The sequence below is a fragment of the Polynucleobacter asymbioticus QLW-P1DMWA-1 genome (genome assembly GCF_000016345.1).
In the GTDB taxonomy this organism is placed as follows: Bacteria; Pseudomonadota; Gammaproteobacteria; order Burkholderiales; family Burkholderiaceae; genus Polynucleobacter; species Polynucleobacter asymbioticus.
Map to the genome: position 1 here is coordinate 924,480 of NC_009379.1, position 18,886 is coordinate 943,365.

Annotated in this window: 12 protein-coding genes and 2 tRNA genes; 12 read left to right on the plus strand and 2 right to left on the minus strand. The window is 44.8% G+C overall.

Annotated elements, in window-relative coordinates; genetic code table 11:
* Positions 1-18: 18 nt before the first annotated feature.
* The gene (gene mfd, locus PNUC_RS04835) at positions 19-3,561 is read right to left on the minus strand and encodes a transcription-repair coupling factor (protein ID WP_011902770.1); all 3,543 of its coding nucleotides are present in this window, start codon (positions 3,559-3,561) and stop codon (positions 19-21) included.
* Positions 3,562-3,584: 23 nt separating this feature from the next.
* On the opposite strand from mfd, the gene ispD reads away from it, so the two are divergent.
* The 10 genes from ispD (at position 3,585) to PNUC_RS04885 (ending at position 13,465) form a co-directional block, all read left to right on the plus strand.
* The gene (gene ispD / locus PNUC_RS04840; RefSeq protein ID WP_011902771.1) at positions 3,585-4,337 is read left to right on the plus strand and encodes a 2-C-methyl-D-erythritol 4-phosphate cytidylyltransferase; all 753 of its coding nucleotides are present in this window, start codon (positions 3,585-3,587) and stop codon (positions 4,335-4,337) included.
* Positions 4,338-4,347: 10 nt separating this feature from the next.
* Positions 4,348-4,851 carry a 2-C-methyl-D-erythritol 2,4-cyclodiphosphate synthase gene (gene ispF / locus PNUC_RS04845; RefSeq protein ID WP_011902772.1) on the plus strand — a complete coding sequence of 168 codons (504 nt, stop codon included), beginning with the start codon at positions 4,348-4,350 and terminating at the stop codon, positions 4,849-4,851.
* Between the two features lie 46 nt (positions 4,852-4,897).
* Complete coding sequence (locus PNUC_RS04850) at positions 4,898-5,488, plus strand: malonic semialdehyde reductase (protein ID WP_011902773.1); 591 nt, start codon at positions 4,898-4,900, stop codon at positions 5,486-5,488.
* Positions 5,489-5,555: 67 nt separating this feature from the next.
* Positions 5,556-5,642 (plus strand) — tRNA-Leu (locus tag PNUC_RS04855).
* A gap of 57 nt (positions 5,643-5,699) precedes the next feature.
* Complete coding sequence (gene tig / locus PNUC_RS04860; RefSeq protein ID WP_011902774.1) at positions 5,700-7,037, plus strand: trigger factor; 1,338 nt, start codon at positions 5,700-5,702, stop codon at positions 7,035-7,037.
* A gap of 31 nt (positions 7,038-7,068) precedes the next feature.
* Positions 7,069-7,698 carry an ATP-dependent Clp endopeptidase proteolytic subunit ClpP gene (gene clpP / locus PNUC_RS04865; protein ID WP_011902775.1) on the plus strand — a complete coding sequence of 210 codons (630 nt, stop codon included), beginning with the start codon at positions 7,069-7,071 and terminating at the stop codon, positions 7,696-7,698.
* A 38-nt stretch (positions 7,699-7,736) separates the two neighbouring features.
* The gene (gene clpX, locus PNUC_RS04870) at positions 7,737-9,098 is read left to right on the plus strand and encodes an ATP-dependent Clp protease ATP-binding subunit ClpX (protein WP_011902776.1); all 1,362 of its coding nucleotides are present in this window, start codon (positions 7,737-7,739) and stop codon (positions 9,096-9,098) included.
* A 179-nt stretch (positions 9,099-9,277) separates the two neighbouring features.
* On the plus strand, positions 9,278-11,710 hold the full coding sequence (lon, locus tag PNUC_RS04875; protein ID WP_011902777.1) for an endopeptidase La: 2,433 nt from the start codon (positions 9,278-9,280) through the stop codon (positions 11,708-11,710).
* Between the two features lie 116 nt (positions 11,711-11,826).
* Positions 11,827-11,902: transfer RNA gene (locus PNUC_RS04880), tRNA-Val, on the plus strand.
* 99 nt (positions 11,903-12,001) lie between these two features.
* Positions 12,002-13,465: a peptidylprolyl isomerase gene (locus tag PNUC_RS04885; RefSeq protein ID WP_011902778.1), complete on the plus strand. Its 1,464-nt coding sequence runs from the start codon at positions 12,002-12,004 to the stop codon at positions 13,463-13,465.
* Positions 13,466-13,482: 17 nt separating this feature from the next.
* Here the strand turns inward: PNUC_RS04885 and PNUC_RS04890 are convergent, their stop codons facing one another.
* Entirely contained in the window at positions 13,483-14,142 is a 660-nt protein-coding gene (locus PNUC_RS04890; protein WP_011902779.1) for an arylesterase, read from the minus strand.
* A 2-nt stretch (positions 14,143-14,144) separates the two neighbouring features.
* On the opposite strand from PNUC_RS04890, the gene PNUC_RS04895 reads away from it, so the two are divergent.
* Together PNUC_RS04895 and purL are read left to right on the plus strand one after the other, a co-directional pair.
* On the plus strand, positions 14,145-14,819 hold the full coding sequence (locus PNUC_RS04895) for an ABC transporter ATP-binding protein (protein WP_011902780.1): 675 nt from the start codon (positions 14,145-14,147) through the stop codon (positions 14,817-14,819).
* Between the two features lie 21 nt (positions 14,820-14,840).
* The gene (gene purL / locus PNUC_RS04900) at positions 14,841-18,878 is read left to right on the plus strand and encodes a phosphoribosylformylglycinamidine synthase (RefSeq protein WP_011902781.1); all 4,038 of its coding nucleotides are present in this window, start codon (positions 14,841-14,843) and stop codon (positions 18,876-18,878) included.
* Positions 18,879-18,886: the final 8 nt, after the last annotated feature.

Here is an 18,886-nt window from a genome sequence, read left to right on the forward strand (position 1 = left end):
CTAAATAATAGCGGAAGACTAATTGGCTTTGGCGCTACTGAGTACAGCTGATTCATTGAGGCGTCGCAAAATATTGCGTATAGCATCAAGGCGTTGTTCCAGCTTCTCGAATTCACGTTCTTTCTGGGGTAGTACTTTGAGTTTATCCTGGCCGTTGAGTTGAATATGCTTTGAAGATTGAATTAATTGAATAATCTTCAGAGGATCAATTGGGGGATTGGGGATAAATTGGATCTGAATTGATGCGGGTGTGGCATCAATCTTCTTGATGCCAAAACCAATCATTTCTAATCGCAAACGATGGGTTTCATAAAACGATTTTGCTTGATCTGGCAAATCCCCAAAACGATCAACCAATTCTTCCCGTAACCCCATAAGCTCTGAAAAATCATTACATCCCGCAAAACGTTTATATAGCGACAGACGTTCGTGAACGTCAGGGCAATAATCCTCTGGAAATAGGGCTGGTACTCCGAGATTCACGTCTGTGGTTGCCTGTAGTGGGGACAGTAGGTCAGGCTCCTTACCGCTACGCAGTGATTTAACGGCGCGATTCAACATTTCTGTATATAGCTGAAAACCTATTTCATGAATCTCGCCAGATTGTTTATCTCCTAATACTTCTCCGGCTCCACGAATTTCTAAATCATGCATCGCTAAATAGAAGCCAGAACCCAATTCCTCCATTGCTTGGATAGCATTTAAGCGCAGCTGAGCTTGTTTGCTTAAAGCCTCAGGATCTGGAACTAATAAATATGCATAAGCTTGATGGTGTGAGCGGCCTACGCGACCCCGTAATTGATGTAATTGAGCTAAGCCAAATTTATCGGCTCGATGCATGATGATGGTATTTGCTGTGGGCACATCAATGCCAGTCTCAATAATAGTTGTGCACAACAAAATATTGGTTCGCTGGGTTACAAACTCACGCATGACGGATTCAAGCTCACGCTCATGCATTTGACCATGAGCCACGCTAATACGCGCTTCAGGAATCAGTTCTTGCAAGGCATGCTTCCGATTCTGGATGGTTTCTACTTCATTATGTAAGAAGTAGACTTGACCACCGCGCTTAATTTCACGTAATACCGCTTCCCGAATAACCCCATCACCTTCACGTCGCACAAAGGTTTTAATGGCCAAGCGTTTTTGTGGTGCCGTGGCGATGATGGAGAGCTCACGCAGACCTTCCATTGCCATTCCGAGAGTTCTAGGGATAGGTGTTGCTGTCAGAGTCAGAATATCGACCTCAGCACGCAATACCTTTAGTGCATCTTTTTGACGCACGCCAAAGCGATGCTCTTCGTCTACTATGACTAAGCCTAAATTAGCAAATTGCGTTTCTTTTGATAGCAGTTTATGCGTACCAATAATGATGTCCGCATCACCTTTGGCGATGGCCTCAAGAGCAGCATTAATTTCTTTAGTAGTTTTGAAGCGGGATAATTCAACTATACGCACCGGCCAATCGGCAAAACGATCTTTCCATGTAGCAACATGCTGCTCTGCAAGTAATGTGGTGGGGGCAAGAATGGCCACTTGTTTGCCGCCCATTACAGCAACAAAACTCGCCCTTAAGGCAACTTCAGTTTTTCCAAACCCAACGTCACCACACACCAGTCGATCCATTGGCGTTCCACTAGTCATATCGCCAATGACGGCAGCAATCGCATTAGCCTGATCTGGCGTCTCTTCGAAACCAAAGCTTTCAGAAAATGCAGCGTAGTCGTGTGCCGAAAATTCAAAAGCATGTCCTTTGCGTATTGCTCTCGCTGCATAAAGGCCTAGGAGTTCAGCTGCTGTGTCACGAATTTGTTGGGCTGCTTTACGCTTGGCTTTATCCCACTGACCTGAGCCTAGTTGATGCAGAGGGGCAGAGTCAGGATCTGAGCCTGCATATCGAGTAACCATTTGAAGCTGCTGTACAGGAACATAGAGAGTGGCTTGTCCGGCATATTGCAAATGCAAGAACTCTTCAAAAATAGGCGCTTCTTTTGGTGGCGCAAGATTAAGCAAAACTAAACCTTGGTAGCGACCAATACCATGTTCAGCGTGAACTACAGGATCGCCAATTTTGAGTTCGGACAAGTCCTTAAATAGCATATCAGGATCAGCATTTTCTGATCCCTTGCTTTTTTTGCGTTGTCTTGCCGTAGAGGTGAATAATTCTGCTTCGGTAAGTACTAATAAATTTTCAGCCGACCACAAGAAACCATTAAAAAGTGGAGCTGTTACTAATCCGAATAGAGAATCACTTTTAACAAAATCAGCAATGCTATCAAAGCCCTCTGGTTTTAAGGCGTAAAGAGGCTTACCGTCTATGCCGGCAACTGAATTACTTTCATCAAGAAGTTGTCGAATAGACTCCTTGCGACCCGCGCTATCGCTGCAGATTAAAACCCGTAGCTTCTGTTGCGCTACTACTGCACGTAGACGGGAGATGGGATCAGCATCACGACGATGAATGGCAATATCTGGAACAGGTAAAAATTGATTTGCTGCTGCCGATTCATTTTCTAGTAATAGACGTGCATAGGGCTTGGCGGTGGTGAAAAAATCATCAACATCAAGAAATAAGTCTTTAGGCGGAAGAATGGGTCGATCTAAATCATGCTTTAGAAATTCAAAACGCGACAGAGTGTCTTTCCAGAAGCCGCGAATGGATTCCTCAACATTGCCAATGCTTACCAGCCATACGGGATCGCCAGACCGGGGAAAGTAATCAAATAAGGTTGACTGTTCCTCAAAGAACAGTGGTAGGTAAGACTCAATTCCAGCGCTCGGGATGCCTAGGTTTGCATCTTTGTAAATGGAGCAACGAGTAGGATCACCTTCAAAGACTTCTCGCCAACGGCTTCTGAATGAAGTACGTGCTTCATCATTAAAGGGGAACTCATGACCCGGCAAAAGCCGAACTTCTTTTACTGGGTATAGGCTACGTTGCGTATCAGGATCAAAAGCTCTGATTTGCTCAATCTCGTCACCAAATAAGTCGAGGCGATAAGGGAGGTTGGACCCCATTGGGAATAAATCAATTAAGCCGCCTCGGATGCTGTATTCGCCAGGTCGCAGGACTGCGCTGACTGGGTCGTAGCCTGCTTGTTGTAATTGCAACCGCAGTGCGGACTCATTTAGCTTGTCACCTTGTCTGAAGAAAAAAGTATGCCCAGATAAAAATTGGGGCGGACCTAATCTCTGAAGGGCCGTGGTGACTGGTACCAAGACTATGTCGCAACTACCATTTAATAGCTCATACAAGGTGGCCAAACGTTCAGACACCAAATCTTGATGTGGGGAAAAATGGTCGTAAGGGAGTATTTCCCAGTCGGGAAGCAAGCGAACCTTCAGCTGAGGGGCAAAAGCAGGAATTTCGTCGGCTAAGCGTTGCGCCTCTTGTGCTTGGGCACAGAACACCACCATTACTGAAAACTCATTGCGATAGCGTAGGGCAGTTTGGGCTAAGAGGGCTGCATCAGCCGATCCGACCAGCCCTGAAAAGGTAAAGCGCTGCCCAGCCCGCGGGGCGGGTATGGGGGGTGCAAGTTTTAATGCGTCAGACATCTTTGCTCATTATAGAATCAGGCATGAGCTCTGGAAATCTAGTAACCGCAAAATGCCACGCACTCTTGCCAACAGGTGGGGCTGGTACTCGTCTAGGAGGCGATCTGCCCAAGCAATTTCAGCAATTAGCTGGAAAACCGATGCTAGCCTATGCGATAGAAGCTTTCATGGAAAGTCCTCAGATCGAGTCTATTTGGATTGGGGTTGCCCCAGGATTCATCGACAACCCCATTCTGAAAGGTTTGGCAAAAGGGAAGAAGCCTGTCCATTTCTTGCCTACTGGCGGACCCACACGTCAAGAGACTGTTCGCAATACCCTGGGGGCTCTTTTAGAGGCTGGTATCTCTATAAATGATTGGGTCCTGGTTCATGACGCAGCAAGGCCCGGCGTAACAGCAGAGCTGATAAAAAAATTAATTGATTCTGTGCAAGGCAGTCATGTCGGAGGATTGCTAGCGATGCCGCTTGCTGATACTTTAAAAAAGGCAGATTTAGATTCGGTAATCGCAGGCAATATTCCACATTCAGAAAAAACAATTTCACGTGAACATTTGTGGCAAGCACAAACCCCACAAATGTTTGGTCTTAAGACATTACACGATGCTTTAGAAGAGGCTATACGTCAGGAGGCCGATATCACCGATGAAGCTAGTGCGATGGAATTGTCTGGATTTAAACCTTTACTGATTGAAGGTGCCACCCGTAACTTCAAGGTTACCCATCCAGCTGATTGGGAATTAATGCAATTACTTCTCCATTCCTTGTCGAAAAAATAAAGAGTTCAATATGAATCAGTCGTCCCCACACATTCCTCAATTTCGCATAGGTCAAGGCTACGATGTTCATGCGTTAGTACCCGAGCGAAAGCTTATTTTGGGTGGCGTGCATGTCCCTCATGAAAAGGGACTATTGGGGCATTCAGATGCAGACGCGCTTTTGCATGCGCTAACAGACTCACTTTTAGGCGCAGCTGGACTAAACGATATTGGTCAGTTATTTCCTGACACAGATCCCCAATTTAAAGATATGGATAGCCGTATTTTGCTCAGAGCAGCTCTACAGAAGGTGCAGGCAGCCGGCTTTCACATTGGGAACGTGGACGCCACCATTATTTGCCAGAAGCCGAAACTTGCAGAGTACTTGCCTGAAATGGTTCGCAATATTGCCGCTGATTTGTCAGTCACACCCAGTCATGTCAACCTGAAGGCAAAAACAAATGAATCACTTGGACATTTGGGGCGGGGCGAAGGCATTGCGGTGCACGCTGTTGCCTTGTTATACAAGGTATAAATATTCTTCTTGAAGCATCAATACAACTTATAGGCAGGACTATTTCATGGCATCAGTTTTAAATGAGCAATCTTTACAGCAATTATTTATTAGTGCGCGCACGCATCACACGTGGAAAAATACACCTGTAAGTGACGAACAGCTAAAGCAAATTTATGATTTATTTAAATATGCGCCTACTTCGGTTAATTGCAGCCCAGCCAGAATCGTTTTCGTAAAGAGCGCTGCAGAAAAAGAGCGTTTACTCCAGTGCGTTAATCCGGGAAATGTTGAAAAAACTAAAAATGCCCCCGTAACAGCCATTATTGGGATGGATCTTGATTTTTATGAGCAATTACCAAAACTATTCCCGCATGTAGATGCTAAAAGCTGGTTTGTAGGCAAAGACACGTTTATAGAGCAGACAGCGTTTAGAAACTCGAGCTTGCAGGGCGCTTATTTAATCTTGGCAGCAAGGGCAATTGGATTGGATTGTGGTCCCATGAGCGGCTTTGATGCCGACAAGGTAAATGCAGCATTTTTCCCTGACGGTAGGGTAAAAGTGAACTTTTTAGTGAATATCGGCTATGGGGATGAGTCCAGCTTGATGCCACGTCAACCCCGTCCATCCTTCGATGAGGCCTGCAGGATCCTCTAATACCCTAAGCATTGTAGAATTACGGTCTTTAGAGTGAAGTTTAAGCTTGGCAGTATTTGCGGAATTCGCGAGGATGGCGAAATTGGTAGACGCACCAGGTTTAGGTCCTGACGCCAGAAATGGTGTGGGGGTTCGAGTCCCCCTCCTCGCACCACAAGATTGCTTCTTGGCTTGGACTTCACATTTCCAGATCTTCAATTAAGAGACGAGAATGGCTGTGCAGATAGAAAATTTAGGTTCAGTAGACCGTAAAACGACTTTGGAATTCGCTCGTGCCGATTTGGCAAAGTTGCGTGAGGCTCGTTTGGCTAAAGTAGGTAAGACCATGAAAGTGGCAGGCTTTCGTCCAGGCAAAGTGCCTAAGAGCATGGTTGAAAAACAATACGGCATGCAAGTTGATTTTGAACTTCAATTTGATAAAGCATCTGATTTGTTTTATGAGTTATGCCAAAAAGAAGGAATTCCCCTTGCTGGTCAACCTCGTCTTGAGCCTAAGAGCGAACTCGAAGCTGAAACTATCGCTTTTGATGTTTTCTTTGAAGTATTGCCAGAAGTAAAGATGGGCGACTTTAGTGCGGCTGAGGTTACTAAATACACAACTGAAATCGGCGAAGCCGAAATTGATCGCGCCATAGACGTTCTGCGTAAACAACAAGTGCATTACCATGCACGCGGCGAAGCTGGTGCTCATGGTGATGGTGGCGCAAATACGGCAGCACAAAATGGCGATCAAGTAGTGATCGACTTTGTGGGCAAATTAGATGGCGTTGAATTTGCTGGTGGTAAAGCTGAAAATTTTGAATTTGTATTAGGTGAAGGCCGCATGTTGCCAGAGTTTGAGGCTGCTGCCTTGGGCTTAAAAGTAGGCGAGAGCAAATCCTTCCCATTGACATTCCCTGCGGACTACCACGGTAAAGATGTCGCTGGTAAGACTGCTGAGTTCACAATTACAGTGAAGTCTGTTAACTGGGCGCACATGCCAGTAGTTGACGATGCCTTTGCTCTTTCTTTAGGCGTAGCTGAAGGCGGTGTTGCTAAGATGCGTGAAGAAGTAAAGGAAAACTTAGATCGCGAAGTCAAGCGTCGTATTACCTCACTATTAAAAAGTGAAGTAATGGATAAGCTCAATGCTTTATGTGAGTTAGATGTTCCTAAATCATTGGTTACCTCAGAACAAGAGCGTTTGGTTCAGTCCGCGCGCCAAGATTTGATGCAACGTGGTGTTCCAAATGCTAAAGATGCACCAATTCCTGCAGAAATATTTGCTGAACAAGCAACTAAACGCGTTCGCCTTGGTTTGATTTTGGGTGAGCTAGTTAAAAAGCAAAACTTAGCTGCCACTACAGATCAAATTAAAGCTGAAATCGAAGAGCAAGCTGCTACTTACGAAGATCCTAAAGAAGTAGTGCGTTGGTATTACAGCAATCCAAGTCGCCTGAAGGATATCGAGAACCTTGTTCTCGAAGATAACGTGATTAAGCATTTCACATCTCTTGCTAAGGTGGTTGATAAAGCAATTACCTTCGAAGAGTTAAGCAAGCTAAACTAAATCGTCGTTAATTAATTACAAGGATCATGTGATGAATCAGAACCATTTTCAGTCAGAAAATTTAGAGCCAAAAGGTTTGGGTCTGGTTCCTATGGTCATTGAGACCTCTGGACGCGGCGAGCGAGCGTATGACATCTACTCCCGCCTATTAAGAGAGCGCGTAGTGTTCTTGGTTGGCGAGGTGAATGATCAAACCGCAAACTTGGTGATCGCCCAACTCTTATTCCTTGAGAGCGAAAACCCAGACAAAGATATTTCTTTGTATATCAACTCACCGGGTGGATCAGTATCGGCAGGTTTAGCCATTTACGATACGATGCAATTCATTAAGCCTCATGTCAGCACCCTTTGCATGGGTATGGCAGCTAGCATGGGTGCATTCTTATTGTGTGCTGGTGAAAAGGGCAAGCGCTATGCCTTGCCAAATTCACGCGTAATGATTCACCAGCCTTTAGGTGGTGCACGTGGCCAAGCATCCGATATTGAAATTCAAGCTCGCGAAATTTTGTACTTGCGTGAGCGTTTGAACAAGATTCTGGCTGATCGCACTGGCCAATCGATTGATACCATTGCAAAAGATACTGATCGCGATAATTTTATGTCTGCTGAGCAAGCCCGTGAGTATGGCTTGATCGACAAAGTGATCGAAAAGCGCCCTTAAGCGCTAATCTTTAAATAAACCATTACTAGGCACGCATCTTGAGCGATACCACCGGCACTAATTCTTCTGAAAAAGTTTTGTATTGTTCTTTTTGCGGCAAAAGCCAGCATGAAGTAAAAAAGCTTATTGCAGGCCCTTCTGTATTTATCTGCGATGAGTGTATTGATTTGTGCACCGATATTATTCAAGAAGAAATTGCTAAGTTGCCGAAAGAAGAGGGTGATGAGTCTTTACCTACTCCTCATGAAATTCGTGGGAATTTAGATCAATACGTTATTGGCCAGGAGCACGCTAAAAAAACTTTGGCGGTAGCGGTATATAACCACTATAAGCGCTTGCAATACCTACCTAAGCCAAAAAAAGAGAAGCTGGATAAGGATGGTAAGCCTGTAGAGGCTTCAGATAAGAAAGAGTCTAAGTTACCAGCCAAGGCTATTGTGGATGGCGTGGAATTGGCAAAAAGTAATATTTTGCTTATCGGACCAACAGGCTCAGGTAAGACTTTGTTGGCTCAAACTTTGGCGCGCATGCTAGATGTCCCTTTTGTCATGGCTGATGCAACTACCTTGACCGAAGCAGGTTATGTTGGTGAAGACGTTGAAAATATCATCCAGAAGTTATTACAAGCTTGTGACTACAACGTAGAAAAAGCGCAGCGCGGTATTGTCTATATTGATGAGATTGATAAAATTTCTCGCAAGTCAGATAACCCATCTATCACCCGTGATGTATCCGGTGAGGGCGTTCAACAAGCATTGCTGAAATTAGTCGAAGGCACTATGGCCTCCGTACCACCTCAAGGTGGTCGCAAGCACCCTAATCAAGACTTCTTGCAAGTGGATACCACCAATATTTTGTTTATCTGCGGCGGTGCTTTTGACGGCCTTGAAAAAGTGATTCAGCAACGTACTGCTAAAACAGGCATTGGTTTTAATGCAACTGTCCCTGGCAAAGATGAGCGTGGCGTAAGTGATTTATTGATTGAGGTTGAGCCAGAAGATTTAATTAAGTTTGGTTTGATTCCAGAATTAATTGGCCGTTTGCCAGTGGTTGCCACTTTAGCGCAATTGGATGAAGAAGCCTTGATACAGATTTTGACTGAGCCTAAGAATGCCTTGGTAAAACAATATCAAGCACTTCTCACAATGGAAGGCTCAGAACTAGAAGTGCGTCGCGAGGCCCTATCTGCAATTGCTAAAAAGGCGATTGCCCGAAAAACTGGTGCTCGCGGCCTCAGATCTATCCTTGAAGGCTCCTTAATGGATGTAATGTATGACTTGCCATCCCTAAAGAATGTTCAAAAGGTTGTTATAGATGAATCCAGCATTGCTGAAGGTGGAAAGCCTTTATTGGTCTATAAACAGGATCTGGATCAACCAGATATGAGCAAAAAAGCCTAAATTCTTAGGGTTTTTGCTATTTTTGGGGCATTTTTGCCCCTTTTTTGCACTTTTTACCCTTGAATTATCCAAAGTACCACCCATATAGGTAGTATGCTACTCATGAATAAATACTCTATTTAGTGGTTCATCCGCTAAATGAGCTTAATGAGGAATGATTACTTTGGAGGAATTGCCCTATGCCTGGCCACTTATTACTACCCTCTGAGCCTATTCAACTACCTTTGCTCCCTTTAAGGGATGTAGTTGTCTTCCCTCATATGGTGATCCCGTTGTTTGTGGGACGCCCCAAATCCATCAAAGCGCTTGAAGCAGCTATGGAAACGGGTAAAAACGTTCTTTTGGTTGCCCAAAAAACAGCCGCAAAGGATGAGCCCGGCATAGAGGATCTCTATGAAGTTGGTTGTATTGCCAATATTCTTCAGATGCTCAAACTTCCAGATGGCACTGTTAAGGTGCTAGTGGAAGGAGTTCAGCGTGCTGAGGTGAGCCAAATTGAAGATAGCTTAGGTTATTTCAATTGCGAAGCGACGCCTACAGCGATCAATGCTATTGATGCACATGAAACCGAGGCGCTGCGTCGCGCCATCATGGCTCAATTTGATCAATACGTAAAACTGAACAAAAAAGTTCCGCAAGAAATATTGTCGTCGCTTGGCGGTATTGACGACCCTAGTCGTTTGGCGGATACCATTTGCGCGCACTTGCCTGTCAAGCTAGAGCAGAAACAGCGCTTGCTCGAAATGACGGATGTCGTTCAACGTCTTGAAAGTCTATTGGCCGACCTTGAAAGTGAAATCGATATTCTTCAGGTTGAGAAGCGTATTCGTGGTCGCGTAAAGCGCCAGATGGAAAAGAGTCAACGCGAGTATTACTTAAATGAGCAAGTGAAGGCCATCCAGAAAGAGCTGGGTGAGGGCGAAGAGGGTGCGGATCTCGAGGAGCTGGAGAAACGAATTAAAGCTGCACGTATGCCTAAAGAGGCTTTGAAAAAAGCCGAGTCTGAGCTTAAGAAACTCAAATTGATGTCGCCAATGTCAGCGGAAGCCACTGTCATTCGTAATTTTATTGATACTTTGGTTAATCTTCCTTGGAAGAAAAAAACCAAGATTAATAACGACCTCACCAATGCTGAAAAAGTTTTGGATGAAGATCACTATGGTTTAGATAAGGTTAAAGAACGCATTCTGGAGTACCTCGCAGTCCAGCAGCGTGTTGACCGCGTGAAAGCACCTATCCTTTGTTTAGTTGGCCCTCCTGGAGTTGGTAAAACTTCCTTAGGCCAATCTATTGCACGTGCAACGAATAGAAAGTTTGTGCGTATGGCGCTGGGCGGAGTGCGTGATGAATCTGAAATTCGTGGTCATCGCCGAACTTATATTGGCTCTATGCCTGGCAAAATTTTATCTAGCCTTACAAAAGTAGGGGTTCGCAACCCTTTATTCTTATTAGATGAGGTGGACAAGATGGGTATGGATTTCCGTGGAGATCCTGCCAGTGCTTTGTTAGAAGTGTTAGATCCTGAGCAAAACCATACTTTCCAAGATCATTATGTGGAAGTGGATTTTGATTTATCGGACGTCATGTTCGTGGCAACGTCTAACTCTTTAAATATTCCAGGCCCTTTATTGGACCGTCTTGAAATTATTCGTCTTGCTGGTTACACCGAAGATGAAAAGACTAGTATTGCTGTTAACTATTTAATTCCAAAGCAAATTAAAAATAATGGTCTGAAAAAAGATGAGCTAAAGATTGAAGATAGCGCTGTGCGTAGCATGATTCGTTACTACACCCGAGAAGCTGGCGTACGTTCTTTGGAAAGAGAAATCAGCAAGATTTGCCGCAAAGTAGTGAAGTTGTTGCTCTTGAAAAAAGAGGCCGCTCCTATTGTGGTTAATGCTGACAATCTTGAGAAGTTTCTCTCTGTTCGCATGTATGACTTCGGTTTGGCTGGCAAAGAAAACCAAGTTGGCCAGGTAACTGGTCTAGCATGGACAGAAGTAGGTGGTGATCTTCTGACTATTGAAGCCGCGGTGATGCCTGGAAAAGGGGTTATTACTCGTACTGGTTCAATCGGCGACGTAATGAAAGAATCAGTTGAGGCTGCACGTACAGTGGTTCGCTCTAGATCAAAACGCCTTGGCATTACTGATGAAGCTTTTGAGAAGAAAGATATTCATATTCACTTCCCGGATGGCGCAACACCTAAAGATGGGCCTTCAGCTGGTATAGCAATTACCACTGCTTTGGTATCTGTATTCACAGGCATTCCAATTCGTTCTGATGTTGCAATGACTGGTGAGATAACATTGCGTGGAGAAGTATTGCCCATTGGCGGCTTAAAGGAAAAGCTCTTAGCTGCCCATCGTGGTGGGATTAAGTTGGCTTTAATTCCGGAAGAAAATGTCAAAGATTTAATTGATATTCCTGATAACGTCAAAAATGCAATTGAGATTGTTCCTGTTCGCTGGATTGATAAAGTCCTTGAGCTAGCCTTAGAACGCATGCCAGAAGCTTTGCCTGAGCCGACTCCTGAGGAGTTAGCCAAGAAAGCTGCTGAGGCCAGCAAAGCCAGTGGAAACGTTTCTTCTGGAGATGTTCTTAAGCATTAAATGGGTAGGCTGAATTTCAGTATCACCGTCAAATTTCCCCTTAAAAAAAGGGTAAATTTGACGGAATCCAAGCCTCAAGACTCTGCTTAGGTTACAATCTCAGCTGTAATAATTTGGGGCGCTTAGCTCAGTTGGTAGAGCGTCTGCCTTACACGCAGAATGTCGGGAGTTCGAGCCTCTCAGCGCCCACCAAACTATTACCTCTCCTAGCCGTTTCATGGCTTTCTACCCTCAAATGCTCTCTGCCTAGTAAACTCGCATTATTCTTAATTTTTACTAGCGACTTCACCCATGTTTGATACCGTCCGTAAGCATCAAAAGTTACTCCAAATAGTTCTGATGCTTTTTATCGTTCCATCCTTTGTGATGTTCGGAATTTCGAGCTATTCCGGTTTTTTGGATAAAGAAACTGACTTGGTAAAAGTAAACGGGAAACCCATTACTGCACAAGAGGTTGATTCAGCGGCAAAGCGTCAGGCTGAGCGAGTTGGAGGAAACATTCAGATTGCCCAAAGCTTGCAATTTAGACAGGCAATTTTGAATGAATTGTTACAACAGCGCATCTTAGGATTTGCTGTCATCAACTTACGCTTGCAAGTAGGCAAAGAAGCCTTGATCAAAAGCTTGCAAAATATTCCGCAGATACGTGCTTTATACCGTCAAGATGGTAGTTTTGATGATGTCCGCTTCAAGCAGCTGTTAGCAAGCAATGGTTTGAATGAAGAGCAGTTTTATGCAAGCCAAGCATTTGATCTCAAGATTAGTCAATTTGTGAACTCTGTAGCGCGGACCGAATTACCTACACCCAAACTATCTGAAATCGTATCAACTCTTTATGAGACGGAAAGACAGGTCCAATCCTTATCTTTTGATGCCAAAGAGTATATAAACAAAGTTAACCCAACTCAGGAAGAGTTGCAGGCTTTCTACAATGCGAATACGAAATTATTTGAAAGCCCTGAATACATTGATGTTGAATACATTGTCCTGAAAGCCGATCCTAAGGAGGATGCCAAAGGGTTTAGCGCAAAAGCGGATCAGTTCGCTAATATGACTTACGATCAGGCTGATAGTCTTAAGCCAGCTGCCGACAAGCTTAAATTATCGATTCAAACCCAAAAGGGCATCACTCGCTCAGGTCCTAGTGGCGCATCCAAAGATAATCCCTTAGCTAATCCTAAGGTAGTTCAATCTCTATTTGGTGATGATGCAGTCAAAAATAAACGCAATATTGAGGCAATCCAGACTTCACCGGGCGTATTTGTTTCCGCTCGCGTTGTGACTTTTCATCCAGCACAAATCTTGCCTTATAAAGAAGTGGCAACTGAGGTGAAGCGTCAGGTAAGCCAACGTGCTGCAGAAAAATTGGCTATTGCTGCAGCTGCTGAGCGCTATGCAAGCTTGCAAAAAGATCCTAAGCTTGCAACTGGATTTGCGGCGCCGATTTGGGTATCCCGCAATAAACCAGCCAATTTGGTCGGCCTAGCTTTGGATGATGTGATGTCCGTTAATACCAACCAATTGCCTGCAATTGTCTCTGTTGCTAACCCAGGAGTTGGGACAACGCTTTATCGAGTAGATCAGGTGCGACAACCTGCTGGCGTAGATGCCAAGGCTCATAAAGCACAAGCTCAACAAATTCAAGCACTCTCCGCTCAATCTGAATTTGCTGGCTTTATGGCGTATTGGCGTGATGCTGCTAGCGTGAAAGTCATCAACCCATTGAAACCAGTTTCCACTGGAGCGGGTAGTTAATTTTTATTCTCGCCAAATTAGCGAGATTTAAGCATCGAATAATATGGGGCCATTGCGCCCCATACGTTTTTGAAAAGTATGTTTTGGGCCTTTTCATTCGGATGAATATTATCGGCCTGAAATAATTCCTTATTTGTTGCTAATCCGTTAAAGAAAAAAGGTAGAAGCTGAATGTGCTCTTGTTTTGCTAGTTGCCCATAGAGGTCTTTAAATTGTTGCGCGTATTCTTTTCCATAATTGGGTGGAATTTGCATACCAAATAAAAGAACCTTTGACCCTGACTGCTTACTCAGTTCAATGATTTTTTTTAAGTTATTTTGAGTCTGCTCTATTGTTAAGCCTCTCAGTGCATCATTTGCGCCAAGCTCAAGCAAAACGATCCTAGGCTTCTTATCATCCAGAAGTTTTTGCGTACGAGTCAGGCCGCCAGAGCTGGTTTCACCGCTAATGCTGGCGTTAAATACAGTCCACGGGCTGGAATCCTTTTGCAGCTGAGTTTCAAGCAATTTGACCCAACCAGTACCTCGGCTCAGTCCATATTCCGCGGAAAGGCTATCTCCCAAGACTAGGATGGTCGGATTTGTTTGAGCGGCGGTAATAAATGGAATTAACAGGCAAAATAGACCTGTTAATACATAGTTTCTTTTTAAGTAAGTCGTCCATCTAGTTTGATTCATTTATGAGTATTCCAGGCAAAGTTCTCAGTGCCAACCATCTTGGCAAAAGTGTTTCATCTAGTGATGGCGCTCTTAGCATTTTGCATGACATTTGCTTTGATATTGAAGCCGGTGAAAGCGTGGCCATTACTGGCACCTCAGGATCCGGAAAAAGCACCTTGTTAAGTATTTTGGCTGGGTTAGATGTGCCAAGCACTGGAAATGTCACTTTGATGGGTCAGGACTTAAATTCGCTAGACGAAGATGGCAGAGCTATCTTGCGGGGTGCTCACGTTGGGTTTGTTTTCCAAACCTTTCAGCTGTTACCCCATTTGACGGCCTTAGAGAACGTCATTTTGCCAGCGGAGTTAAATGGGCTTAAAAATGCTCAGGATCAAGCCAAATCTTGGCTAACTCAGGTTGGTCTTCAGGATCGCTTCAACCACTTTCCAGGCACTCTTTCAGGAGGTGAGCAGCAGCGGGTAGCCCTGGCTAGGGCGTTTATTAATAAACCTGACATCCTTTTCGCAGATGAGCCCACAGGCAGCCTTGATGAGACTAGTGGGGATAGGGTGATTGAGCTTCTTTTTGGCCTCAATAAGGCCAATAAATCGACCCTGATTTTAGTAACCCATGATTCAGCCTTGGCTGGGCGGTGTCAGCGTCAATTACACCTTCAGGGTGGGCGATTGTTATAGGCAAAACCTTATAATCTAGGGATGTCTTTTTTCCACTTTTTACCTGGCGCCGATGCGCTTTCTCCATTCCGTCAACAGAGACTTTTGGCCACTTTGGCAGCCCAAAGGATTGAGCTAGATTCTATTGAGGCCCAATACTTACATTTCATTTGGTCAGAGACTCAATTAAGCCCTGAGAGTGAAGCTGTCTTGGCTAGCCTGCTGACCTACGGACAGCCTTTTGCCTCCAAAATCAATCAAGGTAAATCTTGGTTCGGAAAATCATCCGATGGGTTGCAGGGCGCTATTGTGATTCCAAGATTGGGCACGGTATCTCCTTGGGCAAGTAAGGCAACTGACATTGCCCAGCAATGCGCTCTTAACGTATTGCGTTTAGAGCGCGGCATACAGTTTTCCTGGAAATCAAAAAAGAACTTAACTGCCGAGCAAAATGAAATTGTTTTAGCTGCAATTCATGATCGCATGACAGAGGCTGTGATTGATTCATTAGAGGCAGCTAATAATCTGTACCAATCGCTAGATGACCGTCCATTGACTCGCATCCCAGTCTTATCAGAAGGGCGGACTGCACTTGATAAAGCAAATCAAGAATTGGGCTTAGCTTTATCCGATGATGAAGTTGCGTATTTGACCGAGAACTTTATTCGCTTGGAGCGTAATCCTAGCGACGTTGAGTTAATTATGTTCGCGCAAGCTAATAGTGAACATTGCCGCCATAAAATTTTCAATTCCAGTTGGACAATTGATGGTGATGATCAAGAGCGCTCTTTGTTCTCCATGATTCGTAACACACATCAACTTCAGCCCGAAGGCACCATTGTTGCTTACTCTGATAACTCAGCAGTTATGGTGGGATGTGAGGCTGAGACTTGGGTCCCTCAAGGTAAAGAGCAGCGCTATGAAAAAGATACGCGTTTAGTTCATACTTTAATGAAGGTGGAGACTCATAATCACCCAACTGCTATTGCACCGTTTCCTGGCGCTTCAACTGGTGCAGGTGGAGAGATTCGCGATGAAGGGGCCACAGGTATTGGTGGCCGCCCTAAAGCTGGCTTAACGGGTTTCTCAGTATCCAATTTAAATATTCCCGGAACGAATTTTCCATGGGAAAGCGAGTATTACGGTAAGCCTGATCGCATAGCAACTCCTTTGCAGATCATGATTGATGGCCCACTTGGCGGCGCTGCATTTAATAATGAGTTTGGTAGGCCAATTCTGGGAGGTTACTTCCGTGTTTTTGAGCAAACCCTAGAAGGCGTTCGTCGCGGCTATCACAAGCCAATTATGATTGCGGGCGGTATAGGTAGTATTGACTCTATTCATACAGAGAAAAAGGCGATTCAACCGGGACATTTGCTTATTCAATTAGGCGGCCCTGGCATGCGCATTGGTATGGGTGGCGCTACAGGTAGCTCAGTTGCAACCGGTACGAACACCGCTGATCTTGATTTTGATTCTGTACAAAGAGGTAATCCAGAAATGGAGCGTCGCGCGCAAGAGGTAATTAATGCTTGCCGTGCGTTGGGTGTCAATAATCCCATAGTTTCTATTCATGATGTTGGAGCAGGTGGTTTATCTAATGCATTCCCTGAGCTAGCAGATGGTGCTGGTTTAGGCGCTTCTTTTGAAATGCGTAGCGTGCCGCTTGAAGAAAGTGGTATGAGCCCTGCCGAGATTTGGTGCAATGAATCTCAAGAACGCTATGTTTTGGCAATTGAAGCTAAAGATTTGGAATTATTTAAATCGTTCTGTGAACGTGAGCGTTGCCCTTTCTCTGTTGTAGGAGAAGCTACTGCTGAACGTCAGCTGAAATTGAGCGACTCAAAACAACCCACTAGTTCTGATACCTCATACCCAATTGATATGCCAATGGAGGTGTTGCTTGGTAAGCCTCCGCGTATGCATCGTGATGTAAAAAGAGTGCCACAAGAATTTACAGAGTTAAATGTTACAGATGCTGACTTGGCTCAATCGGTCGCTTGGGTCCTGCAGCAACCAACAGTCGCAAGTAAATCCTTCTTAATTACTATCGGTGATAGAACGGTTGGCGGCTTGAATGCGCGAGATCAGTTTGTTGGTCCATGGCAAGTTCCTGTAGCCGATTGCGCAGTGACTTTGATGGATTACAAGGGTTATCGCGGTGAAGTAATGACTATGGGTGAACGAACCCCTGTTGCAGTAATTAATGCGCCTGCAGCAGCACGTATGGCAGTGGGTGAGGCCATCACCAATTTATTGGCTGCTGATATTTTGCGCCTGGAAGAAGTTAAGCTATCCGCTAACTGGATGGCAGCATGTGGAGCTCCAGGTGAAGACGCTAAGTTATATGACTCTGTAAAGGCGGTGGGTATGGAATTGTGCCCAGCCCTAGGAATATCAATTCCTGTTGGTAAGGATTCATTGTCCATGGCTACCGCATGGCAAGATGGTAATGAAGCAAAGAAAGTAGTTTCCCCGGTTTCTCTCATCATTTCTGCATTTGCTTCTGTTCAGGATGTGCGCAAAACAAGCACGCCGTTACTTAAATTAAAACATCCAGATGGTTCTAGCGTTGATAGCGAACTTATTCTGATTGATTTGGGTCGTGGCAAGAATCGAATGGCAGGCAGCATTCTTTCTCAGGTATTAAATCAATCTGGCAATACAGCCCCAGATCTGGATCATCCAGAAGACCTCAAAGCATTAGCCTCGGCAATCATTGAGCTGCGTAAAGAGGGAAAATTGCTGGCATATCATGATCGGTCAGATGGTGGCTTGCTTGCCTGCGTTGCTGAGATGGCATTTGCATCCCACACTGGTGTCTCACTTAACGTAGACATGATTGCAGTTGACGCTGGTCAGGAACCTGATCATGGTGATGCTAAAAATTGGGCGCAGCAAGTTTCTGGTCGTCGTCACGAGCAAACAATGCGCGCACTCTTTAACGAAGAGTTGGGGGCAGTGATTCAGGTAAGAAGAGCTGACCGCGATGCTGTGTTTGCAACGCTGCGTAAATTAGGCCTCAGCGCATTTAGCCATGTCATTGGTAAGCCTAACAATAATGGCCATATTGAAATATGGCGGGATGCTAAAAAGATTTTTGCTGAGCCACGCGAACTTCTTCAAAAGATGTGGACCAATACAAGCTATCAAATTGCCCGTTTGCGTGACAACCCAGTATGTGCAGATAGTGAATTCTCTTTATTGGATAACCTGGCTGACCCAGGTATGTCGCCAAAGCTTACATTTGACCCTAAAGAAGATATTGCGGCCCCATTCATTCAGAAAAATGCTCGACCTAAGGTAGCTATATTACGAGAGCAGGGCGTTAACTCTCATGTGGAAATGGCTTATGCAGTCAATTGGGCTGGTTTTGATAGTTATGACGTGCACATGTCTGACTTATTGACTGGCAAAGCTAGGTTGGACGATTTCCGCGGGTTAATTGCTTGCGGTGGATTTAGTTATGGTGATGTCTTGGGTGCAGGTGAAGGTTGGGCTAAAACCATTCTTTTTAATCAACAGCTACGTGATCAGTTTTCAAGCTTCTTCGCTCGCCAAGATAGCTTTGCCTTAGGCGTCTGTAACGGTTGCCAAATGATGAGTAATCTTTCAGGAATTATTCCTGGTGCGGAAGCTTGGCCTAAATTTACTCGCAATCAATCTGAACAATATGAAGCACGCTTGGTAATGGCTGAAGTACTATCTTCCCCCTCCATTTTTACGCAAGGAATGGAAGGTAGCCAGTTGCCTATTGCTATAGCTCACGGTGAAGGCTTTGCTAACTTTAGTCAGCAAGGAAATATAGAGCAAATCGCTAAGGAAGGCTTAGCTGCATTACGATTTGTTGATCATCAGGGTAATCCAACTGAAACCTATCCAATGAACCCAAACGGGTCACCAAACGGTTTGACAGGCGTTACCACGCCTGATGGTCGATTTACGGTCATGATGCCCCATCCTGAACGTGTATTCCGTGCAGCACAAATGAGCTGGTGTCCTCCTGAGTGGCTAGAAGTTCCGGATGGCGCAAGTCCGTGGTTACGTCTATTCCGTAACGCTCGTCGCTGGGCTCAATAAGCTGTGTT